The sequence below is a fragment of the Salinibacterium sp. dk2585 genome (assembly GCF_008001035.1).
Classification (GTDB): Bacteria; Actinomycetota; Actinomycetes; order Actinomycetales; family Microbacteriaceae; genus Homoserinimonas.
In genome coordinates this window covers 1,214,298-1,238,264 of the sequence record NZ_CP042856.1, presented here as the reverse complement: position 1 = coordinate 1,238,264, position 23,967 = coordinate 1,214,298, and the positions used below count along the sequence as shown (strand labels likewise).

The 23,967-nt window shown below is 65.1% G+C and carries 23 protein-coding genes; 6 read left to right on the top strand and 17 right to left on the bottom strand.

Going from position 1 to position 23,967, the window contains the following annotated elements:
• Positions 1 to 90 precede the first annotated feature (90 nt).
• Positions 91 to 708 carry a trimeric intracellular cation channel family protein gene (locus FVA74_RS05815; RefSeq protein WP_147721142.1) on the bottom strand — a complete coding sequence of 206 codons (618 nt, stop codon included), beginning with the start codon at positions 706 to 708 and terminating at the stop codon, positions 91 to 93.
• A gap of 67 nt (positions 709 to 775) precedes the next feature.
• The gene (locus FVA74_RS05810) at positions 776 to 1,297 is read right to left on the bottom strand and encodes a DUF1269 domain-containing protein (protein WP_147721141.1); all 522 of its coding nucleotides are present in this window, start codon (positions 1,295 to 1,297) and stop codon (positions 776 to 778) included.
• A gap of 220 nt (positions 1,298 to 1,517) precedes the next feature.
• Here FVA74_RS05810 and bsh point away from each other — a divergent pair, with 220 nt between their 5' ends.
• Entirely contained in the window at positions 1,518 to 2,492 is a 975-nt protein-coding gene (gene bsh, locus FVA74_RS05805) for a choloylglycine hydrolase (protein WP_147721140.1), read from the top strand.
• 18 nt (positions 2,493 to 2,510) lie between these two features.
• Here bsh and FVA74_RS05800 read toward each other — a convergent pair whose 3' ends face one another.
• Complete coding sequence (locus FVA74_RS05800; protein WP_147721139.1) at positions 2,511 to 2,801, bottom strand: hypothetical protein; 291 nt, start codon at positions 2,799 to 2,801, stop codon at positions 2,511 to 2,513.
• Between the two features lie 48 nt (positions 2,802 to 2,849).
• On the bottom strand, positions 2,850 to 3,902 hold the full coding sequence (gene trpD, locus FVA74_RS05795; protein ID WP_147721138.1) for an anthranilate phosphoribosyltransferase: 1,053 nt from the start codon (positions 3,900 to 3,902) through the stop codon (positions 2,850 to 2,852).
• 71 nt (positions 3,903 to 3,973) lie between these two features.
• Here trpD and FVA74_RS05790 point away from each other — a divergent pair, with 71 nt between their 5' ends.
• From FVA74_RS05790 to FVA74_RS05775, 4 genes are all read left to right on the top strand, one after another.
• Positions 3,974 to 4,618 carry a heme-copper oxidase subunit III gene (locus FVA74_RS05790; RefSeq protein WP_147721137.1) on the top strand — a complete coding sequence of 215 codons (645 nt, stop codon included), beginning with the start codon at positions 3,974 to 3,976 and terminating at the stop codon, positions 4,616 to 4,618.
• 72 nt (positions 4,619 to 4,690) lie between these two features.
• The gene (locus FVA74_RS05785; RefSeq protein ID WP_147721136.1) at positions 4,691 to 5,509 is read left to right on the top strand and encodes a c-type cytochrome; all 819 of its coding nucleotides are present in this window, start codon (positions 4,691 to 4,693) and stop codon (positions 5,507 to 5,509) included.
• Positions 5,510 to 5,570: 61 nt separating this feature from the next.
• Positions 5,571 to 6,644 carry a ubiquinol-cytochrome c reductase iron-sulfur subunit gene (locus FVA74_RS05780; RefSeq protein WP_147721135.1) on the top strand — a complete coding sequence of 358 codons (1,074 nt, stop codon included), beginning with the start codon at positions 5,571 to 5,573 and terminating at the stop codon, positions 6,642 to 6,644.
• Positions 6,641 to 8,275, top strand: a complete 1,635-nt coding sequence (locus FVA74_RS05775) for a ubiquinol-cytochrome c reductase cytochrome b subunit (protein WP_147721134.1) — start codon at positions 6,641 to 6,643, stop codon at positions 8,273 to 8,275. The genes FVA74_RS05780 and FVA74_RS05775 overlap by 4 nt, the downstream gene beginning before the upstream one ends.
• 662 nt (positions 8,276 to 8,937) lie before the next feature.
• Here the strand turns inward: FVA74_RS05775 and FVA74_RS05770 are convergent.
• The 6 genes from FVA74_RS05770 to FVA74_RS05745 all read right to left on the bottom strand — a co-directional run bounded on the left by FVA74_RS05770 (position 8,938) and on the right by FVA74_RS05745 (position 14,555).
• On the bottom strand, positions 8,938 to 9,372 hold the full coding sequence (locus FVA74_RS05770) for a GNAT family N-acetyltransferase (protein WP_168220071.1): 435 nt from the start codon (positions 9,370 to 9,372) through the stop codon (positions 8,938 to 8,940).
• 1 nt (position 9,373) lies between these two features.
• Entirely contained in the window at positions 9,374 to 9,844 is a 471-nt protein-coding gene (locus FVA74_RS05765) for a cytochrome c oxidase subunit 4 (RefSeq protein WP_147721132.1), read from the bottom strand.
• Between the two features lie 7 nt (positions 9,845 to 9,851).
• Positions 9,852 to 11,606: a cytochrome c oxidase subunit I gene (ctaD, locus tag FVA74_RS05760; protein ID WP_147721131.1), complete on the bottom strand. Its 1,755-nt coding sequence runs from the start codon at positions 11,604 to 11,606 to the stop codon at positions 9,852 to 9,854.
• Between the two features lie 9 nt (positions 11,607 to 11,615).
• Complete coding sequence (coxB, locus tag FVA74_RS05755) at positions 11,616 to 12,512, bottom strand: cytochrome c oxidase subunit II (protein WP_147721129.1); 897 nt, start codon at positions 12,510 to 12,512, stop codon at positions 11,616 to 11,618.
• Between the two features lie 143 nt (positions 12,513 to 12,655).
• On the bottom strand, positions 12,656 to 13,027 hold the full coding sequence (gene erpA / locus FVA74_RS05750) for an iron-sulfur cluster insertion protein ErpA (protein WP_370454529.1): 372 nt from the start codon (positions 13,025 to 13,027) through the stop codon (positions 12,656 to 12,658).
• Between the two features lie 97 nt (positions 13,028 to 13,124).
• Complete coding sequence (locus FVA74_RS05745; RefSeq protein ID WP_147721125.1) at positions 13,125 to 14,555, bottom strand: dipeptidase; 1,431 nt, start codon at positions 14,553 to 14,555, stop codon at positions 13,125 to 13,127.
• Positions 14,556 to 14,594: 39 nt separating this feature from the next.
• Between FVA74_RS05745 and FVA74_RS05740 the strand changes: the two genes are divergently transcribed.
• Entirely contained in the window at positions 14,595 to 15,167 is a 573-nt protein-coding gene (locus FVA74_RS05740; protein ID WP_147721123.1) for a DUF3043 domain-containing protein, read from the top strand.
• On the opposite strand, the gene FVA74_RS05735 is transcribed toward FVA74_RS05740, so the two are convergent.
• The 7 genes from FVA74_RS05735 to FVA74_RS05705 all read right to left on the bottom strand — a co-directional run bounded on the left by FVA74_RS05735 (position 15,142) and on the right by FVA74_RS05705 (position 23,952).
• Positions 15,142 to 16,203: a quinone-dependent dihydroorotate dehydrogenase gene (locus FVA74_RS05735; RefSeq protein WP_147721121.1), complete on the bottom strand. Its 1,062-nt coding sequence runs from the start codon at positions 16,201 to 16,203 to the stop codon at positions 15,142 to 15,144. The genes FVA74_RS05740 and FVA74_RS05735 overlap by 26 nt on opposite strands.
• 45 nt (positions 16,204 to 16,248) lie before the next feature.
• Positions 16,249 to 16,704, bottom strand: coding sequence for a transcriptional regulator NrdR (gene nrdR / locus FVA74_RS05730; protein WP_147721119.1), 456 nt, complete (start codon positions 16,702 to 16,704; stop codon positions 16,249 to 16,251).
• Between the two features lie 66 nt (positions 16,705 to 16,770).
• The gene (gene hisD / locus FVA74_RS05725; RefSeq protein ID WP_147721118.1) at positions 16,771 to 18,096 is read right to left on the bottom strand and encodes a histidinol dehydrogenase; all 1,326 of its coding nucleotides are present in this window, start codon (positions 18,094 to 18,096) and stop codon (positions 16,771 to 16,773) included.
• 45 nt (positions 18,097 to 18,141) lie between these two features.
• Entirely contained in the window at positions 18,142 to 21,603 is a 3,462-nt protein-coding gene (dnaE, locus tag FVA74_RS05720) for a DNA polymerase III subunit alpha (RefSeq protein ID WP_147723089.1), read from the bottom strand.
• Positions 21,604 to 21,741: 138 nt separating this feature from the next.
• The gene (locus FVA74_RS05715) at positions 21,742 to 22,662 is read right to left on the bottom strand and encodes an RluA family pseudouridine synthase (protein ID WP_147721116.1); all 921 of its coding nucleotides are present in this window, start codon (positions 22,660 to 22,662) and stop codon (positions 21,742 to 21,744) included.
• Between the two features lie 2 nt (positions 22,663 to 22,664).
• The gene (gene lspA, locus FVA74_RS05710; RefSeq protein ID WP_240792326.1) at positions 22,665 to 23,249 is read right to left on the bottom strand and encodes a signal peptidase II; all 585 of its coding nucleotides are present in this window, start codon (positions 23,247 to 23,249) and stop codon (positions 22,665 to 22,667) included.
• Positions 23,236 to 23,952, bottom strand: a complete 717-nt coding sequence (locus FVA74_RS05705) for a DivIVA domain-containing protein (RefSeq protein ID WP_147721114.1) — start codon at positions 23,950 to 23,952, stop codon at positions 23,236 to 23,238. Before FVA74_RS05705 ends, lspA begins: the two co-directional genes overlap by 14 nt.
• Between the last annotated feature and the right edge of the window lie 15 nt (positions 23,953 to 23,967).

Below are 23,967 nucleotides of genomic sequence, written 5' to 3'. Positions count from 1 at the left end.
CAATAGTGATGCCGCGGCGCATGGCTCAGCCCGCTGCCCTCCGCAGCAGAACTCCCCAGCTGAGCCGCGGATGCCGCACGACGCGGCTGTTTAGGTGCGCCGGTGCCACGAGACCACCGCGAGGGGAACCCGCCAGCGGAATCGCAGCGACGCGAGCCTGAGTGCGAACACGAACACACCAACCCCCAGGTTGATCGTCGCGCCAGACCAGCCAGTGAGCCACGCCACGGTGACGAGCGTGGCGCCGATCATCGCCGGGACGGCGTAGATATCGTTCTGGTCAAACAGCTGAGGGTCCCGGTTGGCGACGACGTCACGAAGGAGCCCGCCGCCTACCCCGGTCGTCACTCCCAGGAGTGCTGCGGCGACCGGATTCATCCCCAAGTCGAGCGCTTTCGCCGCCCCGGTGGTACAGAACAGGCCCAGCCCTGCTGCATCAAACACGAGCAGGGTGCGTGGCAGCCGCTTGACGGCAGTGTAGAAGAAGAAGACGACCGCTGCCGCTGCGAGCGGAGCGAGCAGGTACAGGGTTTGCGAGAAGGCTGTTGGGGTGACTCCCAGTATGAGGTCGCGGAGCACCCCTCCCCCGAGCCCTGTCAGCGACCCCAACAGTAACGAGCCCACAATGTCGAATCCCCTGTGCGCAGCGAGCAGGGAACCGGATATGGCAAAGAAGAACGTGCCGAGCAGTTCCAGCGTTGTGTCCATACGACGTCGATCCCCCGCTCTCCTTCACCCGCAAGTCGGAGCTCTTGGCTCCGACTTGCGATGATGGTCAAGCGTTGATGGCTTCGACGATCTTCTCGTCACCCTCGTTGATCGCCTTGACAACAGCGTCGTAATCGCCCTTGTCGATTGCCTTGTTGATTCGCTTCGTGGCCCGCTCGAGAATCTTGTCGACGCGGTCGAGGAACACATCATCCACCACCGCGACGATTGCGGATGTGCCAGGAACAAGCCATTCCTCTGCGTCGACGCCGATGGACTTCTCTTCGTGCCGCTTCACGATCGCGCCGATCCCGGCACCGGCCCCGAGTCCGACGACTCCCGTGAGAAGAAGCAGCGGCGGGGCGAAGAGTCCGATCACCAAGCCGGCAACTGCGCCCACTGCGGTGCCGTTCGCGACGAACCTCCCGCCATGTTCCTTGACATGAACGTTACCGTCGGCATCGCGGGATAGCACGACCGCGGCAACGACCCGCACATCGTCCAACTCCTTGAGTGAAGAGAAGTCTTCTTTCGCCGTCTGCTCGTCGTCATAGCTGGCAACGAGGAGTTCGAAGTTCCGGTCGGTCATTGGGATCTGCCTTTCGTTGGTCTCTTTACACGGTTCGGACCCACTCTGCAGTGGCGTTGACCTCATCGCAGAGCCGTTGGTCCCGCCGGGACAGTGAGATGCATCCCCGGGGCTCCTCATTGAGGAGGCGCGAAGGGTCTTTCGTCCGTAGGGAGGCCTGCCTCAGCGACGTACGGTGGCACGACCAGACACGACGGACGAGCTTATGTCGGAGGAACAGATGTGCACTAGCGCGAACTACACCACTCGGGATCACTACTTCGGACGCAATCTTGATCTTGAGATCTCCTACCACGAGACAGTCACCGTGACGCCTCGAAACTTTCCTTTCGAGTTCCGCAAGGCAGCACCGCTTCCCACCCATCACGCCATCATCGGGATGGCGACCATTTCGGATGGCTACCCCCTGTACTACGACGCGACCAACGAAAAGGGCCTCAGCATGGCGGGCCTCAACTTCCCCGGGAATGCCGATTACAAGCCCGAGGCGCCGGACAAGACCAACATCACGCCGTTCGAGTTCATCCCGTGGATCCTCGGGCAGTTCGAGACCGTGGAGGAGGTGAAGGCCGCCCTGCAGACGATGAACCTCATTGACATCTCCTTCAGCGAGGCATTCCCACTGTCACCGCTGCATTGGATCATCTCCGACCGGACGGCATCGATCACGGTGGAGAGCGTGAAGGAGGGCCTGAAGGTGTATGACAACCCGTTCGGGGTCCTCACCAACAACCCGACGTTCGACATCCAATCGTTCAACCTCAACAACTTCATGCACCTGTCGAAGAACCCGCCCGAGAATCGTTTCTCCGAAAAGCTGGAATTCGACGTCTACAGCCGCGGCATGGGCGGAATCGGCCTTCCCGGAGACCTGTCGTCGGCATCCCGGTTCGTCAAAGCTGTCTTCACGAAGATGAACTCCGTCTCGGGCGAGTCCGAATCTGAATCGATCAGCCAGTTCTTCCAGATCCTTGGCTCCGTCGCACAACAGCGAGGATGCGCCGAGGTGTCGCCGGGCGAGTTCGAGATCACCATCTATTCCTCCTGCTGCAACACAAACAAGGGGATCTACTACTACACGACCTACGAGAACAGCCAGGTCACCGGGATCGACATGCACAAGGAAGACCTCGACGGTAGCGCGCTCGCGGACTATCCGCTCATTAAGGGACAGCAGGTCAAGATGGCGAACTGAGCGCCCCTAGACCCCCGGCTAGAACTTGGTCTGCCCTGTCTCACCGAGTGGCGGCGCCGGAGGCGGGTCCGACTCCTCTGGACCCACCGGACAGGAAAACACGGTGTGCTCGCCTGTCTGGTCCAGCACGTGTTCCGAGAGTTGCCGACCGCATACCGAGCAGTGCCATTCAGCGAAGCGACGCTCGCTGGCACGGCGCTCATCATCCGAGCGAACGTCGCCTTGCTCGGCATGCGGCAGTTCGAGCCATTGGGCGAGTGTGATCCTGCCTTGATGCTGGCCATACGTACCAGCTGTGCTCTGGTCCATGGCTGCGACGGTACGCCCACTCCCCCGGTCGCGCCACTGGCGTGATTCTCAGGATTGCGTGGCGGCGACCCACTCGTCGAGCTTGGCAATTGCCCTGCCGGAATCGATCGCCTCGGCGGCAACGACGAGCTTCTCCTTGAAACGCTCCAGAATCGGTACCTGGCTCTGCGCAGCGTCATGGGCCAGCTCCCAGGAGATGAGGCCAGCGGCCGCATTGAGCAGCACGATGTCCCGCACCGGACCCGCCTCTCCCGCGAGTGTGGCCCGCGCAATCTCGGCGTTCGCGACGCCGTCGCCCCCGATGAGGTCTTCGATCTTCGCCGTCGGGATGCCGAGCTCGCGGGGATCCAGGTCATGCTCGTGCACGTCACCCCGCGAAACCTCCCAGATGTGGCTGTGCCCGGTGGTCGTCAATTCGTCCAGGCCGTCATCGCCTCGGAACACCAGAGCCGTCGCGCCGCGCGTGCGAAACACCCCGACGAACAGCGGCACCGTCTCGAGATTCGCGACTCCCACTGCGGATGCTTCGGGCCGCGCCGGGTTACAGAGCGGACCGAGGAAGTTGAACACGGTCGGCACGCCCAGCTCTGCGCGCACGGGGCCCGCGTGGCGAAATCCCGGGTGGAACATCGCGGCAAATGCGAACGCGATACCGGTGCGCTCGAGCACCTCCCCCACACGCTCCGCCGGGAGGCCGAGGTTGACCCCCAGCTCCGTCAGCACATCCGAAGCACCGGACTTTGAACTCACGGCGCGGTTCCCGTGCTTGAGCACGCGGGCGCCGGATGCAGCGCACACGACACTCGCCATCGTGGATACGTTCACCGTGCCATGACGGTCTCCTCCGGTGCCGACGATATCGAGAACCATGGGATCGACTTGGAGCGGCATCGCGTTCTCGAGCACTGCGTCCCGAAAGCCGACGATCTCGCCCACAGACTCGCCCTTGGCCCTCAGCGCCATCAGGAACCCGCCCAGCTGTGCTGAACTCGCGCGACCCTCCATGACCTCACGCATGGCCCATGCGGCCTCGCTGATGCTGAGATCCTTCCCATCCAGCAGCGTCGTGAGGAGTTCCGGCCAGGTGGGAAGTGAAGACATATCCAAATCCTAATGAACCTGATTCGGCACACACGGCTGCCTGACAACCCTTCGTCCGAATTTCGGCCATAATGGGACTCGTGACCAGCACCTCTCTCTCCCCCACTACCGGAGCGCCTGTCGTGAACAGGCCGAACGTCGTCGCGGTCGGCACGATCGTCTGGCTTGGCAGCGAGGTGATGTTCTTCGCTGGGCTCTTCGCCATCTACTTCACGCTTCGCGGCACCTCGCCCGAGTTGTGGGCCTCAGAGACCGCCCTCTTGAACGTTCCCTTCGCGCTGACGATCACGATCATCCTCGTGGCTTCGTCGTTCACCGCGCAGTTTGGCGTCTTCGCTGCCGAGCGAATGCAGCCACGACGCACGGGCAGCCTCCTGCAGATCGGCAAGTGGGGCATGGTCGAGTGGTTCTGGGTCACCTTCATCATGGGTGCGATGTTCGTGACGGGCCAGGTCTTCGAGTACGCCGTGCTCGTCAGCGAGTTCGTCGGCCTCGGCTCAAACTCCTACGGCTCCGCCTTCTACATCACGACCGGCTTCCACGGCCTTCACGTGCTGGGTGGCCTCATCGCATTCCTCCTCATCATCGGCCGTGCCTACAGCGTCTCTCGGTTCGGCCACAAGGAGGCGACGAGCGCCATCGTCGTCTCGTACTACTGGCACTTCGTCGACGTGGTGTGGATCGGGCTCTTCCTGGTCATCTACGTCCTCAAATAGTCGCGACGGCGCCACGTCACGGCCGCCTCGTCATCGCAACCGCAACTCGAAGAACGGGAAGACCACAGCACCATGGGAAATGACTCGACCACTACGGATCGTCGTGGCAAGCGAGCAGGACGTCGCCACCCTCTCGCGAGCGTCGCGCTGATCCTCGCGGGCCTCGTCACGACCGGTGGCGCCTACGCGCTCTTCACCTCGACTGCGACTGCGGAGACCGCCAACACCGCAATCGTGCACCAGCAGCTGGTCGATGAGGGCCAGGCGCTCTTCGACGCAAACTGCGCCACCTGCCACGGCTTCAATGCTGAGGGAACCGAGGCAGGCGTGAGCCTCTACGGTGTCGGCGCAGCCGCCGTCGACTTCCAGGTCGGCACGGGCCGCATGCCCATGGCCGCCCAGGGACCCCAGGCTCCGCAGAAGCCGGTGCAGTTCACGGATGAGCAGATCGACGCCCTCGCTGCATACGTCGCGTCGCTCGCTCCCGGGCCTGCGGTGCCCGATGAGTCGCTCTTCGAAGGCGAGGCTGACCTCGCCAACGGCGGCGAACTGTTCCGCATCAACTGCGCCATGTGCCACAACGTCGCCGGCGCCGGCGGCGCCCTGACGGAGGGCAAGTGGGCTCCCAGCCTCATGGGCGTCGAGGCGAAGCACATCTACGAGGCCATGGTCACGGGTCCGCAGAACATGCCGGTGTTCAATGACCTGAACCTCACCCCCGAAGACAAGGCTGACATCGTCGCCTACCTCAAGTTCATGGAGGAGAGCCCCAGCGTCGGAGGGTTCGGCCTCGGAAACCTCGGCCCTGTATCTGAGGGCCTCTTCATCTGGATCTTCGGTCTCGGAGCCGTGGTCGGCGTGACGGTGTGGATCGCCGCACGCGCCAACTAGGCACTGAACCAACCGTCACAGTCACACCGCACCACACAGCGTGCCAATCGAAGGGAAGAGAATGGCAAAGCAGGACAACGGCGAGTCATCCGCCGCTGCCGGCTCGGCTGTCGAGAATCACGAAGCCGTTCCGGTTTCGTCAGGCACGGCCGTCGTCGCCTCAGACGCGTTCACCAACCCGGGGCTCCCTCCGCACGAGCCGCGCGTCACTGACCTCGACCCCGCGAAGGAGCGCCGCGCGTCACGCACGGTCGGCATGCTCTTCATCCTCTCGATCATCGGCAGTATTCTCGCGATCGTCGCCTACATCGTGTTCCCGATCGTTCCTGGCGACATGCTTTCCGTCAGGCTCAACACGCTCTTCCTGGGTCTCGGCATCACGCTCGCACTTATCCCCCTCGGCATCGGGGCGATCTACTGGGCGAAGAACCTCATGAGCAGCCACGAGCACGTGGAGATGCGCCACCCCACTCGCGGCACAGAAGAGACCCGCGCCGCTGCGGCACGGATCTTCACGCTCGGCAATGAGGAGTCCGGCTTCACGCGTCGCAAGCTCATCCGCAACAGCCTCATCGGGGCCCTCGCCGTGTTCCCGCTGCCCGCGATCGTCATGTTCCGCGACCTCGCACCCGCCAAGAGCCCGGTCACGCTGTTCAAGCAGACGGCCTGGGACAAGGGCACCCGCCTCACCCTCGATCCCGCCGGCACCCCCATCAAGGCCTCGGATGTCACTATCGGCTCCGTCTTCCACGTCATGCCGGAGGGGATCGACGAGACAGCCCACCCGCTCGACGAGAAGGCCAAGGCCGCTGTCCTGCTGATGCGCCTCGACCCCTCTGCCCTCCACGAGGCGGAGGACCGCAAGGGCTGGTCGTACGACGGAATCGTCGCCTACTCCAAGATCTGCACGCACGTCGGATGCCCGGTGGCTCTCTACGAGCAGCACACGCACCATCTCCTGTGCCCCTGCCACCAGTCGGAGTTCGACGTATCCAACCACTGTGAGGTCATCTTCGGACCGGCGGCGAGGCCACTCCCCCAGCTTCCGATCGCCGTGGACGCAGAAGGCTACCTGGTGGCCCAGAGCGACTTCCATGAGCCCGTTGGTCCTAGCTTCTGGGAGCGTTCCGCATGACAACCACCACCACACCCGCAGCCGCAGCCGCCTCGACGGTGACCGAGAAGCCCGTCGGCAAGGGCATGCGCTTCACGAACGCGGCAGCCAATTACATCGATGAGCGCACCAGCATCTCTGGCCTCGTCAAGGAGCTCGGTCGCAAGATCTTCCCCGACCACTGGTCGTTCATGCTCGGTGAAGTTGCGATGTACAGCTTCGTCGTCATCCTCCTTTCGGGTACCTTCCTGACGTTCTTCTTCGACCCGTCGATGTCGCACGTCACCTACAACGGCTCGTATGCACCGCTCAAGGGCATCGAGATGTCCGCGGCGATGGCCTCGACACTCGACATCTCCTTCGACATCCGCGGCGGCCTGCTCATGCGCCAGGTCCACCACTGGGCCGCGCTCCTGTTCATCGCCTCGATCGGCCTGCACATGCTCCGCGTGTTCTTCACGGGTGCGTTCCGCAAGCCGCGCGAGATCAACTGGGTGATCGGCTTCGTGCTCTTCATCCTCGCGATGGCTGAAGGCTTCACGGGCTACTCGCTCCCCGACGACCTGCTGTCGGGCAACGGTCTCCGCATCATCGACGGAATGCTCAAGGGCTTCCCCATTGTCGGCACGTGGATCTCCTACCTCCTCTTTGGTGGTGAGTTCCCGGGAGTCGTGGTCATCCCCCGCCTCTTCGTGCTGCACATCATGCTGCTGCCCGCGATCCTGATCGCGGCGCTCGGCGTGCACCTGCTGCTCATGATCATCAACAAGCACACGCAGTTCGCTGGCCCCGGCCGCACCAATGACAACGTCGTGGGTGTTCCGGTCATGCCGGTGTTCGCTGCCAAGGCCGGTGGCTTCTTCTTCGTCGTCTTCGGCATCCTGGTGCTCATCGCGTCGCTCTTCCAGATCAACCCGGTCTGGAACTACGGGCCGTACGACCCCTCCCCCGTGTCGGCGGGTACGCAGCCTGACTGGTACATCGGGTTCGCCGATGGCGCGCTCCGTCTCGTGCCCCCGGGCTGGGAGTTCGTACTGTGGGGCTGGACGTTCTCGCTGAACATCCTCGTGCCCGTCGCGGTGCTTGGTCTCTTCATCGTGATGGTCGCGATCTACCCCTTCATCGAGGCCTGGGTCACGGGTGACAAGCGCGAGCACCACATCGCAGAGCGTCCGCGCAACGCCCCGACTCGCACCGCCATCGGTGCCGCCGGCGTCTCGTTCTACGCCGTGTTGTGGGCCGCCGCGAGTTCGGACCTCATGGCAACGCACTTCCGCCTGACAATCGAGGGCGTGATCCACACGCTGCAGGCACTCCTCTTCCTGGGGCCGATCATCGCCTACTTCGTCACCAAGCGTGTGTGCCTCGCGCTGCAGAAGAAGGACCGCGAGATCGCGCTGCACGGCTACGAGTCCGGCCGCATCGTCCGTCTCCCCGGCGGCGAGTACGTTGAGGTTCACCAGCCCGTCTCTGAGTATGAGCGGTGGCGTCTGGTCAGCTACGAGGACTACAAGCCCCTCATGCTGCGCCCCAACGACAAGGGCAAGATCACGGTCGGTATGCGCCTCCGCGCGCGCATGTCGCGATGGTTCTTCGAGGACCGTGTCTCACCCGCGACCAAGGGCGAGCTCGAACAGGGCGGACACCACTAGTCCGCAAGGTGCTTGACCTGAAGGGCCCCGTAGCTTCGGCTGCGGGGCCCTTTCCGCGCGGAGGGGCACACTAGGGTAGGCCGGCCGGCGGCATATCGCGCTACGACGGACTCAAACGAGGCCGTATGAGTATGGCGATCCGAGTACTGCGAGGCCTACACCGGGTGGACCGGCCGTCGCGCCGCATCAGCGGCCCGGCGCAACCAGCCGATCGGGCGGCCAGCCGAACTGTACAGCGCCGTGCCGCACACCTGGACGACGTGTGTATGCACCGGAGAGGCCAGCTGGCTCGAGGATGTCGGCCGGTCAGCGACGCGCTCGCACGGCCTCACATCCTCTCGCCGTATGGCGCCGCATAGAGCCTGCTCACAGCGGCCGTTCGAGGGGACCGCCAGTTGTGCGACGTAGCGAAGCACGCAACGCCCCGTCATGACGTCACGACGCGCGTGCGATCGCGTGCGTTCACTGTCTCTGAGCCGGGACACGGGGCGGCCGGTGCCGGGGGCTTATCGAGGCGGCTCATGGACCGAACGCGCGCGCACGCCGCGACCGCTTCCCTACATACATGCGTCCGTCCCGTTCGTCGGACGCGTGCGCCAGATCGGCCTTTACATCAGTACGGATCGGCTTCGAGATCCAGCGAACACTGGAGCGCGCCGCATTCAATCCCTGTGCGAGAAGAAGACCTTCTTCAGGAAGTCCGCAGTGGAGCGGTAGTCGAGTCGGTCGTAGAACGCGGGCGTGCGGCTGCTTGCCACGGTCAGCTGGTTCAGGCCGCGCTGGAAGCAGATGTCTTCGACGGCGGCCACAAGGCGGCTGCCGATCCCCCGCCCACGCAACGACTCATCGACGATGAGCTCCTGAATCTGTGCCGAGTCCACCCGCGTGTAGAGGAGTCTCGAGACGATCATGAGCGCATAGCCCGCGACGCGACCGTCGAGCTCAGCGATGAGGAGCACGCTGCGGTCCGGATCCTTGAGGGCGTCCGCGTACGCGGCGTCGAACGATGCGCGATCGACCTCATAGGTATCGGCAAGCTGCTCAATCAACGCAAAAACGCCGTCGACATCTGCCGACGACGCTTTGCGTATCTCCACGTCAGTGCCTGAAGTTGCCGCGGTAGTACTCATATGTCCAACCGACAACCGCGATGACGGTGAGCGCCGCACCGATGAAGCAGATCCAGAAGCCAACTGCGAATCCGAGCATCAGGATCGAAGCAGAACCGGCGAGCACGATGGGCCACCAGCTCCAGGGGCTGAAGTGCCCGAGCTCGGGGTCACCGTCGTCGATGTTGGCGTCGAGGCGGTCCTCGGGCAGCTCGCCGCCCTGCGACTTGTACGACTTACCCACGTAGAAGGCGAGGAAGCCCGCCAGCACGGCGCAGAGCCAGAGAGTCACCGTGCCAGCCCACTCGGGGTGCCCGGCGGCGATACCGCCCGGCCCGACGCGCTGCGCGTACTCCTCCATCTGCTGGTTCGATACCACCCATGACCAGCCGGTGTAGATCGCGGCGACGATGGCGAAGAAGACCGTGAGGACCCAGAAGATTACTGCATTGACCTTCATGTTGTGCCTACTTCACCTTCTCGTCAGCGCTGTCGTACACGGGAGCATCCGGAGCGTCCTTGGCGGGACCGATTCCCACCGGGATGCCTGCCTCCGGGTGGTGGAGGTCGAACGCCGGGGACTCGGAACGGATCCGCGGGATCGAGGTGAAGTTGTGGCGCGGCGGCGGGCACGACGTGGCCCACTCGAGCGAGCGTCCGTATCCCCACGGGTCGTCCACGGTCACCTTCGGCGCCTTGCGGGCCGTGATGTACACGTTGAGCAGGAAGGGGATCATCGAGGCGCCGAGGACCATCGCGCCCACAGTGGACAGCTGGTTCATCCACGTGTAGCCGTCTTCAGGCTGGTAGACCGCGTAACGACGCGGCATGCCCACGACGCCCAGCCAGTGCTGGATGAGGAAGGTCATGTGGAAGCCGATGAAAAGCACCCAGAAGTGGATCTTGCCGAGCTTCTCGTTGAGCATCTTGCCGGTCCACTTTGGCCACCAGAAGTAGAAGCCACTGAACATCGCGAAGACGACCGTGCCGAAGACCACGTAGTGGAAGTGGGCGACGACGAAGTAGGTGTCGGAGACGTGGAAGTCGAGCGGCGGCGACGCCAGGATGACGCCCGTCAGTCCACCGAAGGTGAACGTGACGATAAAGCCGATGGCCCAGAGCATTGGTGTCTCGAACGTGACGGAGCCCCGCCACATCGTGCCGATCCAGTTGAAGATCTTCACGCCGGTAGGCACCGCGATCAACATCGTCATGAGGGCGAAGAACGGAAGCAGCACGGATCCGGTCACGTACATGTGGTGCGCCCACACCGTGACGGAGAGGGCCGCGATCGCGATCGTCGCGTACACGAGGGTCTTGTAGCCGAAGATCGGCTTGCGGCTGAACACGGGGAAGACCTCGGACACGATGCCGAAGAATGGCAGCGCGATGATGTAGACCTCGGGGTGGCCGAAGAACCAGAAGAGGTGCTGCCAGAGGATCGCTCCCCCGGCGTCGACGTTGTAGACGTGGCCGCCGAAGATACGGTCGATCGCGAGGCCGAACAGGGCCGCCGCGAGCACGGGGAAGGCCATCAGCACGAGGATCGAGGTGACGAGCGTGTTCCACGTGAAGATCGGCATGCGCCACATCGTCATGCCGGGGGCACGCATCGTGATGATGGTCGTGATGAAGTTGACGGCACCGAGGATGGTTCCGAAACCTGAGATCGCAAGGCCGACGACCCAGAGATGCCCACCGACGCCCGGGGTGAATGTCGTTGTCGACAGCGGCGTGTAGGCGAACCATCCGAAGGAGGCGGCACCCTGCGGCGTGAGGAAGCCGGCGACCGCCATGAGGCTACCGAAGCTATAGGCCCAGTAGGCGAAGGCGTTGAGACGCGGGAACGCGACATCCGGTGCACCGATCTGCAGCGGCATCAGCACATTCGCGAAACCCGCGAAGAGCGGCGTCGCAAACATGAGCAGCATGATCGTGCCGTGCATCGTGAAGAGCTGGTTGTACTGCTCCTTGGTCTGGAGCAGGTCCAGGCCAGGTGCGAACAGCTGCGCGCGGATGATGAGTGCCATCACGCCGCCGATGCAGAAGTAGACGAACGAGCTGATGAGGTACATGTACCCGATCGTCTTGTGGTCAGTCGAGGTGATCCAGTTGACGAGAACGTTGCCCTTGCGACGGGCACTCGGCGACATCGTGTGACCGATGGTCGCGGTGCCGGCCGTGGGGGCGGCCTCCGGACGACTCTCAGTAGTGGTGCTCATGATCTCGCCTTACTTTGAGCGCACGGGCTCGGTGCCCGGCAGGTTGCTGTTCGTGTTGTACTCGGCGCCGCGGATGCCGGTGTTGCCGGCGTCGACGAGGCTCTGGATGTATGCGTCGTACTCCGCCTCGGAGACGACCTTCACCTTGAAGAGCATGAGCGCGTGGTATTCGCCACAGAGCTCCGCACACTTGCCGATGTACTCGCCTTCCTCCTGCGGAGTGAAGTACATGTAGTTGCTCTTGCCGGGGACCGTGTCCTTCTTGTAGAGGAAGTCGACGACCCAGAAGGAGTGGATGACGTCGCGGCTCTCCAGCGCAATCTCGACCGTCTTGTCGACGGGGAGGTAGAGCACGGGCAGCAGGTCGTAGTCGATGTACGGCGACTTCTCGGTCTCCTGTGCCTGGATGCCCTGGTAGTGCACACCCTCGCCGCCGGGGCCCTCGTTGAGGTAGTTGAAGTCCCAGGCCCAGCGCTTGGCATAGACCTCGATCTGCACGTCCGGGTCTTCGATCGGCTCCTCGATCGCCGCCTGGTCGCGCGCCGTGAAGGCGAAGAAGCCCATGACGAGGATGAGCGGCACGACCGTGTAGAGGATCTCGATCGGCATGTTGTAGCGAAGCTGCACGGGGAGGCCGGTCTGACCCTTGCGCCGGCGGTAGACCGTCGCAACCCAGAGCACGAGACCCCACGTGACGATGCCGACGACGAGCAGCACCATCCACGAGGTGGTCCACAGTCCCGCGATGCGGTCGGTGTGGTTAGTGATGCCGGGCTCGCCCGGCAGGTAGCCACGGAGCTGGGCCTGCGTACATCCGGCTAGGACGACGACAAGTGATGCTGCCAGGGGGACGGCAGCCCATCGAAGACGGCGGTTAGAGCGCACCTGTGACCTCTCGGATGACACGGGACTGGATGGAACTCAGTCTATTGACAGCAACCAGCCTATCGCTCCCGAGACGCGCTGCCGAACCCGAATGGCCGCTCGCGAGACGAAAGAAGGGGAAGTCGCGACGCGACTTCCCCTTCGTTGGCAACAGCCACAAAAACTCAGCTGAATGAATCCCCACACGCGCAGCTGCTGCCGGCGTTGGGGTTGTCGATCGTGAAGCCCTGCTTCTGGATCGTGTCCTCGAAATCGATCGTCGCGCCCTCCAGATAGGGCACGCTCATCTTGTCGACCACGACCTCCACGCCGTCGAAGTCGACTGTCGCGTCACCGTCGAGCAGGCGCTCGTCGAAATACAACTGGTAGATGAGTCCCGAGCATCCGCCCGGCTGCACGGCGACGCGCAGGCGGAGGTCGTCGCGCCCCTCCTGCTCGTAGAGCGAACGCACCTTCGCGGCTGCTGCGTCGGTCAGGAGCACGCCGTGCTCCGGGGCGTCAGCGGCCTGCTGGTCGTTGAGCGTTCCCACGCTCATTGCGGTGTCAGTCATGCCGTCTCCTCACGTCTCGGCCCCACGAGGGGCATTTCCAGTGTAAGCGTGCGCGCTGGGAAATCATTCCCTGCGGGCGAAGTCACGATCGTGAAAAGCCCTTACGCTCGTTGAGCTGCGCAAGGAGCACCGCCTCCGTCAGGATCGCCTTGCGGAACACTCCGAGGTGCAGTGACTCGTTGGGGCTGTGCGCGCGCGTGTGTGGGTCCTCGACGCCCGTCACGAGGATCTGCGCCTGCGGAAACTCGCCGACGAGGTCTGCGATGAAGGGGATCGACCCGCCGATGCCTGCGAGGACGGCATCGTTGCCCCACGCTGATGCCATCGCGTCCCGCGCCTCCTGCACGGCCCAGCCCTCGGTGTCGACGAGGAAGGGGTCACCGAGTTCGGGATTCGCGAAGGAGACGTGGGCACCGAAGGGGGTGTGGGCCTCGATGTGTCGGCGGATGAGGGCGTACGCCTCCTCCGCGTCTTGCCCCGGGGCCACCCTCACGCTGACCTTCGCCCTCGCGCTGGGTAGGAGGGTATTCGATGCGCGCCCGACGGAGGGCGCGTCAATACCCGTGACCGTGACGGCCGGCTGGGCCCAGACGCGCGAGTAGATGCTGCCGCGACCCACCGGCGTCACGCCATCCAGGAGCCCCGCCTCGTCACGGAGTCGCTGCTCGTCATCCGCAGGGGTCTCGAAGGACGCGGACCTCAACCCGTCGATCGCGACAGAGCCGTCGTCGTCATGGAAGGAGGCGAGGATCCGCACGAGCGCCATCATCGCGTCGGGCGCGGCCCCACCGAACAAGCCGGAGTGGGATGCGTGGGCGAGAGTGCGCACCTCGAGCGCGAACGCGACATTGCCGCGAAGCGAGACGGTGAGCGAGGGGGTCTCCGTGTCCCAGTTGTCCGAGTCGGCGACGACGATCAGGTCCGATGCGAGCTCTTCACGGTGCTGGCGCAGGAATGAGGCGAAGGACAGCGAGCCCGCCTCCTCCTCCCCCTCAATGAAGACGCTGATACCGAGATCGAAATCGTCGCCAAGCGTCTCCCGCAGTGCGCGGATCGCGGCAACGTGGGCCATGACGCCGGCCTTGTCATCCGCGGAGCCACGACCGTAGAGACGTTCACCGCGGAGGGTCGGCTCGAAGGGCGGTGAGTCCCACTCCCCCTCGTCCCCTGGAGGCTGCACGTCGTGGTGAGCGTAGAGAAGGACGGTCGGACGCCCATTGCGTGCCGCACGGGTCGCCAGCACTGCGGGCAACCCGTTGGCATCGCCATCACCGACGGGGGCGCGGGAGACGATGACCGAGTCGAAGACGCCAAGTCCCTCCAGCAAGCCCGCAACCGCGCTCGCGCTCTCCTCGACGTGATGCGGGTCGAACGCCGACCACGACACCGACGGGATGCGCACAAGGCGCGACAGGTCAGCGACCGCCGAGGGGAAGCCCGACTGCACCGCAGTGCCGAGCGCCTCCCTCAACTGTTGCCGGGTCGGAACGTTCTGATTGGAGTCCGAGGTCATGCAGGTAATCTTAAGCAGTCCCCAACGCAAGGAACTCCCATGGCCAAGCCCGCACCAGAATCACAGCCCGCCGTCGAAGCAGACGAGCAGGGCACGACCACGGGCAAGGGGCGCCCCACCCCCACGCGCAAGGAGCGTGAGGCTGCGAACCTCCGTCCCCTCGTCTCGAACGACCGCAAGGCGGCGAACCGCGAGGCCCGCGCGAAGTACAACGAGGCGCGCGATCGTGCGCGCGTCGGAATGGCCAACGGCGAGGAGAGGTACCTCCCGCAGCGCGACAAGGGCCCGCAGCGCCGCTACGTGCGTGACTACGTGGACGCGCGCTTCAGCATCGGCGAGCTTATGATTCCCGTCATGCTCCTCGTGATCGTGCTCACGGTCATCCCCGACCCCATGATCGCGATCGTCAGCATGGCCGTGCTGTGGGGATTCTTCCTCCTCGCTGTCCTCGACTGCGTCATCGCAGGACTCGTCGTCACCAAGCGCCTGAAGGCGAAGTTCGGCGAGGACAAGGTCGAGAAGGTGCGCTGGTACACCGCCATGCGTTGCCTGCAGATGCGTCCAATGCGCCTGCCGAAGCCGCAGGTCAAGCGGGGGCAGTACCCCGCCTGAGCGTGCCATCGTTCGCCATGCGAGCGAGCACACGGTTGATGTGGGCAGCCCACAGAGGTCCCTCATAGATGAACGCCGTATAGCCCTGCACGAGCGTTGCTCCGGCACGCAGGCGTGCCGCGACATCCCTCGCTGACTCGACTCCGCCGACCGAGATGATGCAGGCGTCGGCGGGGAGCACTGAGCGCAGCCGTGTGAGCACCTCGAGCGAGCGCGCCTTGAGCGGTGCGCCTGACAGGCCGCCCGCCCCGATCCTCTCGATCTCCGAAGCACTCGCCCTGAGACCTGTGCGGGCGATCGTGGTGTTGGTCGCGATGACGCCCGGCAGGCCGAGTTTCGTCACGAGGGACGCGATGCGGTCGATCTCCTCGTCGGAGAGGTCCGGGGCGATCTTCACCAGCACGGGAGTGCCGGATGCCTCGTCCCGCACGGCCGCGAGAAGCGGCTCGAGCCGATCGAGCTCCTGCAGGCCACGGAGGCCTGGCGTGTTGGGGGAACTGACGTTCACCACGAGGTAGTCGCTCTCGGGAGCGAGGAGGCGCGTGCTCGTCAGGTAGTCAGCGATCGCATCGTCGACGTCGACCATGCGGCTCTTGCCGATGTTCACGCCGATCACGGGGCGTCCGCGACGCCGGCGCTCCCGGGCGAGCCGAGGAGCGGCATCCGCGGCCCCATGATTGTTGAAGCCCATGCGGTTGACGAGTGCCCGGTCTTCGACGAGTCGGAACATGCGGGGCTTCTCGTTTCCCGGTTGGGGCTGCGCCGTCAGGGTGCCCACCTCGACGTGACCGAAGCCGAGCTGGCCCAGTCCACGGATGGCGAGGGCCTCCTTGTCGAAGCCGGCTGCGAGCCCGAAGGGCGACGCGAACTGGAGGCCGAGGGCCTCGACCGCGAGCACGGGATCCGGGCGTGAGTAGGCACGGGCGAGCGCACCGAGCCCCACGTAGGGAAGCAGACGGATGACGCGGAACGCGAGGCCGTGCGCGGTCTCGGGATCGAGGCGTCGCAGGAATATGGTGAAAAGGAAGCGATACATGCCACGGCAACACTAGCGGCAGGAGACCCGCCGCGTCGCTCGGCCCTACGCGGACTCGTGCTCGGAGCGAAGCTGGCCGATCGCGGACTCGAAGTCCTCGAGCGACTCGAAGGCCTGGTAGACGCTGGCGAAACGGAGGTACGCAACTTCATCGAGCTCCCGAAGCGGAGGAAGGATCGCGAGCCCGATGTCGTTGGCCTCGATCTGGGATGCACCCGTCGCTCGGATCGCCTCTTCCACGCGCTGCGCCAGGAGGGCGAGATCGGTGTCGGTCACAGGCCTGCCCTGGCAGGCCTTGCGAACACCGGCGACGACCTTCTCGCGACTGAAGGGCTCGAGCACACCGTTTCGCTTGACCACGCTCAGGCTTGCCGTCTCAGTCGTGCTGAAGCGGCGTCCGCATTCAGGGCACTGCCGACGGCGACGGATCGAGAGGCCGTCGTCGCTCGTGCGGGAATCGATGACTCGGGAATCTGGGTGGCGACAGAAAGGGCAGAACATGGTGCCCCAAGGATAGGCCCCGGCGACTCGGATGCGTCGCGACGAGCCGCTGGAATGGGGAAAGCGTCAGCCCTGCGGACGCTCGCCCCCCGCGAAGCGAGCCGTGACGGCGGCGGCATGGGCGGGTAGGTCCTCGGCCGTCGCCAGGGCCACGATCCGCCGCTCGACCTCACGGAGGCCCGTTTCGTCGTACCGCACGACCTGCTGCGGGCGAAGGAAGGTGTAGGCGCCAAGACCCGCAGCGAAGCGCGCCTGACCACCCGTCGGGAGCACGTGGTTCGAGCCCGCGAGGTAGTCACCGAGGCTCACGGGCGAATAGCGGCCAACGAAAATGGCTCCCGCGTTCTCGATCGACTCGAGGAGGGAGTCGACGTCGGCCACCTGCAACTCGAGGTGCTCGGGGCCGTAGGCATTGCTGAAGTCAGCGGCGACCGCGAGGTCATCCACGAGCACGATGGAGGACTGGCGACCCCCGAGAGCCTCTGTGACGCGCTCCCGGTGAGCCGTCTGGGGCACGAGGCGCGCGAGCTCCTCCTCGACCCTCGATGCGAGGGCTGGCGAGTCCGTGACGAGCACGGCGGCCGCAAGCTCGTCGTGCTCCGCCTGGCTGATGAGGTCAACCGCAACGATCGACGCATCGGCCGAATCATCCGCGATGATCAGGATCTCTGTGGGACCCGCCTCAGAATCGATGCCGGCCTGCCCTCGGACAAGCCGCTTGGCCGCCGCGACGAACACGTTGCCGGGCCCGGTGATCAACTGGACGGGCTCGAGGCCCGCGTCTGCAACACCGTAGGCGAAGGCGCCGATCGCGCCAGCACCACCCATGGCGTAGACCTCATCGACGCCCAGGAGGCCGGCGGCGCCAAGGATCGTGGGGTGCACGGAACCGCCGAATTGTTGCTGCGGCGGGGATGCGAGGGCCACGGAGGAGACGCCCGCAACCTGCGCAGGCACCACGTTCATGACGACACTCGACGGATAGACCGCTTTGCCGCCGGGCACGTAGAGACCGACGCGGCGCACCGGCGCCCAGCGCTGGACGATGGATGCCCCTGCACCGAGCGTCGTCGTGACGGGAGCGGGCACCTGCGCCTCGCTTGCCGCCCGCACGCGCTCGATCGCCGACTCGAGGGCGTCGCGTACATCCGCCTGCAGGGAGCCAACGGCCGCCGCGATCTCGGATGCCGGAACCCGCACCTGCTGTGGCCGCACCCTGTCGAGGCGCTCGGCCTGGTCGAGGAGGGCCGCACTCCCCCGGCTGCGTACGTCGTCGATGAGCTCCTGCGCGATCGAGGAGGCGGCCGCCACATCGGTGAGGGCGCGGGGAATGAGAGCAAGAAGCGTTGCGATGTCTGGTCGCTGATTCCGCAGGTCGATGGTCTGGATCATGGCCACGCCATTCTAGTCGCCGCGGCCGCGTCCACCGCCGCGCGATCAGCTCAGGCAGGCGGGGCCAAGCAGTGACTTGAGTTCGCCATAGAGGTCTGCCGTGACCGACACGGGGTAGGGAACCTCGAACATCCGCGCCGTGCTGCCCTTGATGAGCTTGAGGCGCACCTCCGTCTCGCCCGCGTGCCGGATGAGCACGTCTCCCAGCGCCGAGACGACCTCCGTCGTCGCCCGCACCTCGGGAACAGAGATCATGAGCGGGCCCGAGCCGAGACTCGCTCCCATGTCGGGGACGAACATGCTGTTCGCGTGGAGGTTCACTCCGTCGTCGCGCTGGCTCACGCGGGCGCGGATGACGACAATCGAGTCCGGGGTGAGCCCTGGCGAGAACTCCTGGTAGGTCTTGCCGAGGAACATGACCGTGATCTCGCCGCCGAAGTCCTCGACGGTGACCAGCCCGTACTGGTTGCCCGAGTTTCGGGCGGTGCGATGCTGCACGCTCGTCATGAGCCCGGCGATCGTCACGGTCTCGCCGTCGTGCACCGTTTCGCCGGCGAGAATCTCGGCGATCGTGGTGCTGGCATGCTTCGCGAGTTGCAGTTCCAGCCCTGCCAGCGGGTGGTCGGAGACGTAGAGCCCCAGCATCTCGCGCTCGAAGGCGAGCTTGTCGCCTTTCGACCACTCGGGCCGATCCGGCACCGTGTTGGCCGCCTGGGGCTCATCCCAGAGGTTGTCGAAGTCGAAGCCCACCTGGCCGTTGGCCTCCGCGCGCTTTTCGCGCACAGCGGCCTCCGTGGCATCCTCGTGGATCTCGAAGAGCGCCCTGCGCGTGTGGCCGAGCGAATCGAAGGCGCCCGCCTTGATGAGTGACTCGATCGTGCGCTTGTTGGCAACGCCGATGGGAACCTTTTTGAGGAAGTCGTCGAAGGACGTGAAGCGGCCCTTCTCCTCACGCGCGCCCCGGATGAGTTCGACGACGGAGAAGCCCACGTTGCGAACGGCGCCGAGTCCGAAGCGGATGTCGTCACCGACGGCGGCGAAGAAGCCGATCGACTCGTTGACGTCGGGCGGGAGCACTTTGATGCCCATGCGGCGGCACTCGTTGAGGTAAATCGCCAGCTTGTCCTTGGAGTCGCCGACGCTCGTGAGCAGCGCGGCCATGTACTCCGCGGGATAGTGGGCCTTGAGGTAGGCGGTCCAGTAGGAGATCACGCCATAGGCGGCCGAGTGCGCCTTGTTGAAGGCGTAATCGGAGAAGGGCAGCAAGATGTCCCAGAGCGCCTTGATCGCGGGCTCAGAGAAGCCGCGTTCCTTCATGCCGCCGCTGAAGCCCTCATACTGCTTGTCGAGTTCGGACTTCTTCTTCTTGCCCATCGCGCGCCGCAGGATGTCGGCCTGTCCGAGCGAGAATCCGGCGACCTTCTGTGCGATCGCCATCACCTGCTCCTGGTAGATGATGAGGCCGTAGGTGCCATCGAGGATCTCGCGCAGCGGCTCCTCGAGCTCCGGATGGATCGGAGTGATGTCCTGCAGCCCGTTCTTGCGCAGCGCGTAGTTCGTGTGCGAGTCGGCGCCCATGGGGCCGGGGCGGTAGAGCGCGATGACGGCCGAGACGTCTTCGAAGTTGTCGGGCTTCATGAGCCGCAGCAGCCCGCGCATGGGGCCACCGTCGAGCTGGAAGACACCGAGCGTGTCACCCCTCGCGAGCAGCTCGTATGAGGCCGGGTCGTCGAGCGTGAGCGTCTCGAGGTCGAGCGTCTCGCCGCGGTTGGTCTCGATGTTCTCGAGGGCGTCGGAGATGATCGTGAGGTTTCGCAGGCCGAGGAAGTCCATCTTGATGAGGCCGAGGGCCTCGCAGGCGGGGTAGTCGAACTGCGTGACGATCTGGCCGTCCTGCTCCCGCTTCATGAGCGGGATGATGTCGATCAGCGGATCGCTCGACATGATCACGCCGGCGGCGTGCACGCCCCACTGGCGCTTGAGGTTCTCGAGGCCGAGTGCCGTGTCGAAGACGGTCTTGGCTTCGGGGTCGGTCTCGACGACCGCACGAATGTCTGCGGCCTCCTTGTAGCGAGGGTGCGCTTTGTCGAAGATGCCGGTGAGTGGGATGTCCTTGCCCATGATGGGCGGCGGCATCGCCTTTGTCAGCTTCTCGCCCATGCCGAAGGGGAAGCCCAGCACGCGGGAGGAGTCCTTGAGCGCCTGCTTGGCCTTGATGGTGCCGTAGGTGACGATCTGTGCGACGCGCTCGTCGCCGTACTTCTCGGTCACATACTTGATGACCTCGCCGCGGCGACGGTCGTCGAAGTCGACGTCGAAGTCGGGCATCGACACGCGGTCTGGATTCAGGAAGCGCTCAAAGATGAGGCCGTGCTTGAGAGGGTCGAGGTCAGTGATGCGCATCGCGTACGCGACCATCGAGCCCGCACCGGAACCACGCCCGGGACCGACGCGGATGCCGTTCTCCTTCGACCAGTTGATGAAGTCTGCGACGACGAGGAAGTAGCCGGGGAAGCCCATCTGGATGATGACCTGCTTCTCGTACTCCGCCTGGCGCCGGACATCGTCGGGGATCCCATCCGGATAGCGGTAGTGGAGCCCCTTCTCAACCTCCTTGGCAAACCACGTGTCTTCCGTCTCACCCTCGGGCACGGGGAAGCGCGGCATGTAGTTCGCCGACTCATCGAACGCGACCTCGCAGCGTTCCGCGATCAACAGGGTGTTGTCACAGGCCTCGGGATGGTCGCGGAAGAGCGTCCGCATCTGGCTCGCCGACTTGAGGTAGAACTCGTCGGCGTCGAACTTGAAGCGCTTCGGGTCGTCAAGTGTCGTGCCCGACTGCACGCACAGGAGCGCCGCGTGGCTGGTGGCGTCGTGGGCGTGGGTGTAGTGGAGGTCGTTCGTCGCGACGAGCGGCAGCTCGAGGTCTTTGGCCAGGCGAAGGAGGTCACTCATGATGCGCCGCTCGATGCCGAGCCCGTGGTCCATGATCTCGGCGAAGAAGCTCTCACGGCCGAAGATGTCACGGAAATCGGCGGCAGCCTTGACCGCCTCGTCGTACTGTCCAAGTCGAAGCCGTGTCTGCACCTCGCCACTCGGGCACCCCGTGGTGGCGATGAGACCCTTGCCGTACTGGGAGAGCAGTTCGCGGTCCATGCGGGGTTTGAAGTAATAGCCCTCGAGCGAGGCCTTCGACGAGAGTCGGAAGAGGTTGTGCAGCCCCTCGTTCGTCTCGCTCAGGAGCGTCATGTGCGTGTAGGCACCCGCGCCCGAGACATCGTCGCCACCGCCGTCGCCCCACTTGATACGGGCCTTGTCACTGCGGTGGGTGCCGGGCGTGAGGTAGGCCTCGGTGCCGATGATGGGCTTGATTCCCGCCGCGGTCGCGGTCTTCCAGAAGTCGTAGGCACCGAAGACGTTGCCATGGTCAGTCACGGCGACGGCGGGCATCCCCTGCTCGACCGCCGCCTCGATGAGGGGCTTCACACGGGCCGCTCCGTCCAGCATCGAATACTCGCTGTGCACGTGCAGGTGCACGAAGGAATCGCTGCTCGCGGGCACTGCTTCTCCGTCTGGTTCAGGCGTCTGCTCGGGTGGTCTCCCAGTCTACGGCCGAGCACCGACGCCGCCGCCCAGCCGCTCCGATCAGGAGGAGCGGAGCACGTCGAGCGCGTGCTGCAGGTCGTGCGGATATGTGGATTCGAACTCCACCGGCTCGCCGGTCGCCGGGTGACGGAAGCCCAGGCGCATGGCGTGAAGCCATTGGCGGGAAAGCCCGAGCCGCGCTGACAGCGTGGGGTCGGCGCCATACATGGCATCACCGACACAGGGATGCCGCTGGGCCGCCATGTGCACCCGGATCTGGTGCGTGCGCCCCGTCTCGAGGTGCACCTCGAGCAGCGACGCCGATGGGAAGGCCTCAAGCGTCTCGTAGTGCGTGACGGAATCCTTGCCACCGGCCACCACCGCGAACTTCCATGCCGAGGAGGGGTGTCGCCCGATGGGCGCGTCGATCGTTCCCCTCAGCGGGTCCGGATGCCCCTGCACGACCGCGTGGTAGACCTTGTCAACTTCACGGTCGTGGAACGCGCGCTTGAGCTCCGAATATGCCCGCTCCGACTTGGCCACGACCATGAGCCCGCTTGTGCCAGCGTCGAGCCGGTGCACGATGCCCGCGCGTTCGGCCGCCCCCGAAGTTGAGATGCGATAGCCGGCGCCCGCGAGGGCGCCGAGCACGGTTGGTCCGGTCCACCCGACGGAGGGATGCGCGGCGACGCCGACGGGCTTGTCGATCACAACGATGTCGTCGTCGTCATGCACGATGCCGAAACCTGGCACGAGCGTGGGTTCGATGGTCGGGGCAGACCGGCGCGTCCATTCGACCTCGAGCCAGGCATCCGCCCTCAGCCGATCGGACTTCGCGACGGGCACGCCGTCGACCCGCACTCCCCCGGCCTCGACGACCTCGGCTGCAAAGGTGCGCGAGAAGCCCATGAGCTTCGACAGGGCGGCGTCGACACGCTCCCCCACAAGCCCATCAGGTACCGGAAGGCTGCGACTCTCCATGATCAGTCGCGCTCGCCATCCGTGCCGGCGTCAACGCTCGCGCCCGCCTTCGATGCGGGAACCTCGCGAGTGCCATCGAGACCGATACCGCGCAGCGTCAGGATCACGAAGAGCCCCATGCTCGACACAATGAAGATGTCTGCGATGTTGAAGATTGCGGGGAAGCCCCAGACCTCGATGAAGTCGATCACGTGGCCCATGCCGAAGGACGGCTCCCTCACGAGCCGGTCAGTGAGGTTGCCGAGCACTCCACCAAGCAACATCCCGAACACGAGGGCCCAGCTGAGGGCACGGATGCGACGGGCGAAGACCACGATCACGACCGTGACGACCGCAGCCGCAATCGAGAAGATCCAGGTCGCCCCGCTTGCCAGCGAGAAGGCAGCACCGGGATTGCGGACGAAGGTGAAATGCAACAGGTCGCCGAGCACGGGCACGCTCGCACGCTCGGTCAGGGTCGAGACGACCCATGCCTTGCTGAGCTGGTCTGCACCGTAGACGAGAAGTGCGGTGCAGACCAGCGCGGCGATGGCCTTGAGGCTCAGGCGGGACTGACGAGAGGGAGCGGCCGACTCAGTTGCCGACAAAGCCCTGGTAGCTGGCGGGCGGCTGGTTGGCCGGCACGCCGTAGTCGCCGCCACCGAAGTCACCCGATGCCTGGGAAGTGCTCGCTCCCGAGTTCACAGCGTCGACGGACTCGAGTTCACGCAGCTGCCCCTCGATGTAGCTCTTGAGGTTGCTGCGGTAGTCACGCTCGAAGGAACGGAGCTCCTCGATCTGCGCCTCGAGCGCCGTGCGCTGCTGCTCAAGCTCAGTGACCTTGCGACCGTGCTCGGCCTCGGCCTCGGAGATGAGGCGTGCTGCGGTCGACTGGCCCTCGGCGATGAGAGCATCGCGCTTCTCGATGCCCTCGCGGACGTGCTCCTCGTGCAGGCGACGAGCGAGCTGGAGAAGGTTGTTGGTGCTGCCGGTCTCGTCGAACGCAGGGGCCACCTCGGCCGCGGGGGCCGGTGCCGCTGCGACGGGCTCGGGAGCAGCCACGGGCTCGGTGTAGCTCGGCGCGGCCGCAGCGGCCTGCTGCTGCTCACCACCTCCGCTGCGCTGGAGCTCAGAGATGCGCGACTCGCTCGCCACGAGACGCTGGCGCAGCTCCTCGTTCTCCTGGTTGAGGCGGCGAAGCTCGACGACGACCTCGTCGAGGAAGTCATCCACCTCGTCCTGGTCGTAGCCCTCGCGGAACTTGGTCGGCTGGAACCGCTTGTTGACTACGTCTTCAGGCGTAAGGGCCATTCTCGTCACCTCTGA

Coding starts and splice junctions, on each gene's coding strand:
- FVA74_RS05815 (WP_147721142.1), bottom strand. CDS start 708: ATGGACACAACGCTGGAACTGCTCGGCACGTTCTTCTTTGCCATATCC.
- FVA74_RS05810 (WP_147721141.1), bottom strand. CDS start 1,297: ATGACCGACCGGAACTTCGAACTCCTCGTTGCCAGCTATGACGACGAG.
- bsh (WP_147721140.1), top strand. CDS start 1,518: ATGTGCACTAGCGCGAACTACACCACTCGGGATCACTACTTCGGACGC.
- FVA74_RS05800 (WP_147721139.1), bottom strand. CDS start 2,801: ATGGACCAGAGCACAGCTGGTACGTATGGCCAGCATCAAGGCAGGATC.
- trpD (WP_147721138.1), bottom strand. CDS start 3,902: ATGTCTTCACTTCCCACCTGGCCGGAACTCCTCACGACGCTGCTGGAT.
- FVA74_RS05790 (WP_147721137.1), top strand. CDS start 3,974: ATGGGACTCGTGACCAGCACCTCTCTCTCCCCCACTACCGGAGCGCCT.
- FVA74_RS05785 (WP_147721136.1), top strand. CDS start 4,691: ATGGGAAATGACTCGACCACTACGGATCGTCGTGGCAAGCGAGCAGGA.
- FVA74_RS05780 (WP_147721135.1), top strand. CDS start 5,571: ATGGCAAAGCAGGACAACGGCGAGTCATCCGCCGCTGCCGGCTCGGCT.
- FVA74_RS05775 (WP_147721134.1), top strand. CDS start 6,641: ATGACAACCACCACCACACCCGCAGCCGCAGCCGCCTCGACGGTGACC.
- FVA74_RS05765 (WP_147721132.1), bottom strand. CDS start 9,844: ATGAAGGTCAATGCAGTAATCTTCTGGGTCCTCACGGTCTTCTTCGCC.
- ctaD (WP_147721131.1), bottom strand. CDS start 11,606: ATGAGCACCACTACTGAGAGTCGTCCGGAGGCCGCCCCCACGGCCGGC.
- erpA (WP_370454529.1), bottom strand. CDS start 13,027: ATGAGCGTGGGAACGCTCAACGACCAGCAGGCCGCTGACGCCCCGGAG.
- FVA74_RS05745 (WP_147721125.1), bottom strand. CDS start 14,555: ATGACCTCGGACTCCAATCAGAACGTTCCGACCCGGCAACAGTTGAGG.
- FVA74_RS05740 (WP_147721123.1), top strand. CDS start 14,595: ATGGCCAAGCCCGCACCAGAATCACAGCCCGCCGTCGAAGCAGACGAG.
- FVA74_RS05735 (WP_147721121.1), bottom strand. CDS start 16,203: ATGTATCGCTTCCTTTTCACCATATTCCTGCGACGCCTCGATCCCGAG.
- nrdR (WP_147721119.1), bottom strand. CDS start 16,704: ATGTTCTGCCCTTTCTGTCGCCACCCAGATTCCCGAGTCATCGATTCC.
- hisD (WP_147721118.1), bottom strand. CDS start 18,096: ATGATCCAGACCATCGACCTGCGGAATCAGCGACCAGACATCGCAACG.
- dnaE (WP_147723089.1), bottom strand. CDS start 21,603: ATGCTGGACGGAGCGGCCCGTGTGAAGCCCCTCATCGAGGCGGCGGTC.
- FVA74_RS05715 (WP_147721116.1), bottom strand. CDS start 22,662: ATGGAGAGTCGCAGCCTTCCGGTACCTGATGGGCTTGTGGGGGAGCGT.
- FVA74_RS05705 (WP_147721114.1), bottom strand. CDS start 23,952: ATGGCCCTTACGCCTGAAGACGTAGTCAACAAGCGGTTCCAGCCGACC.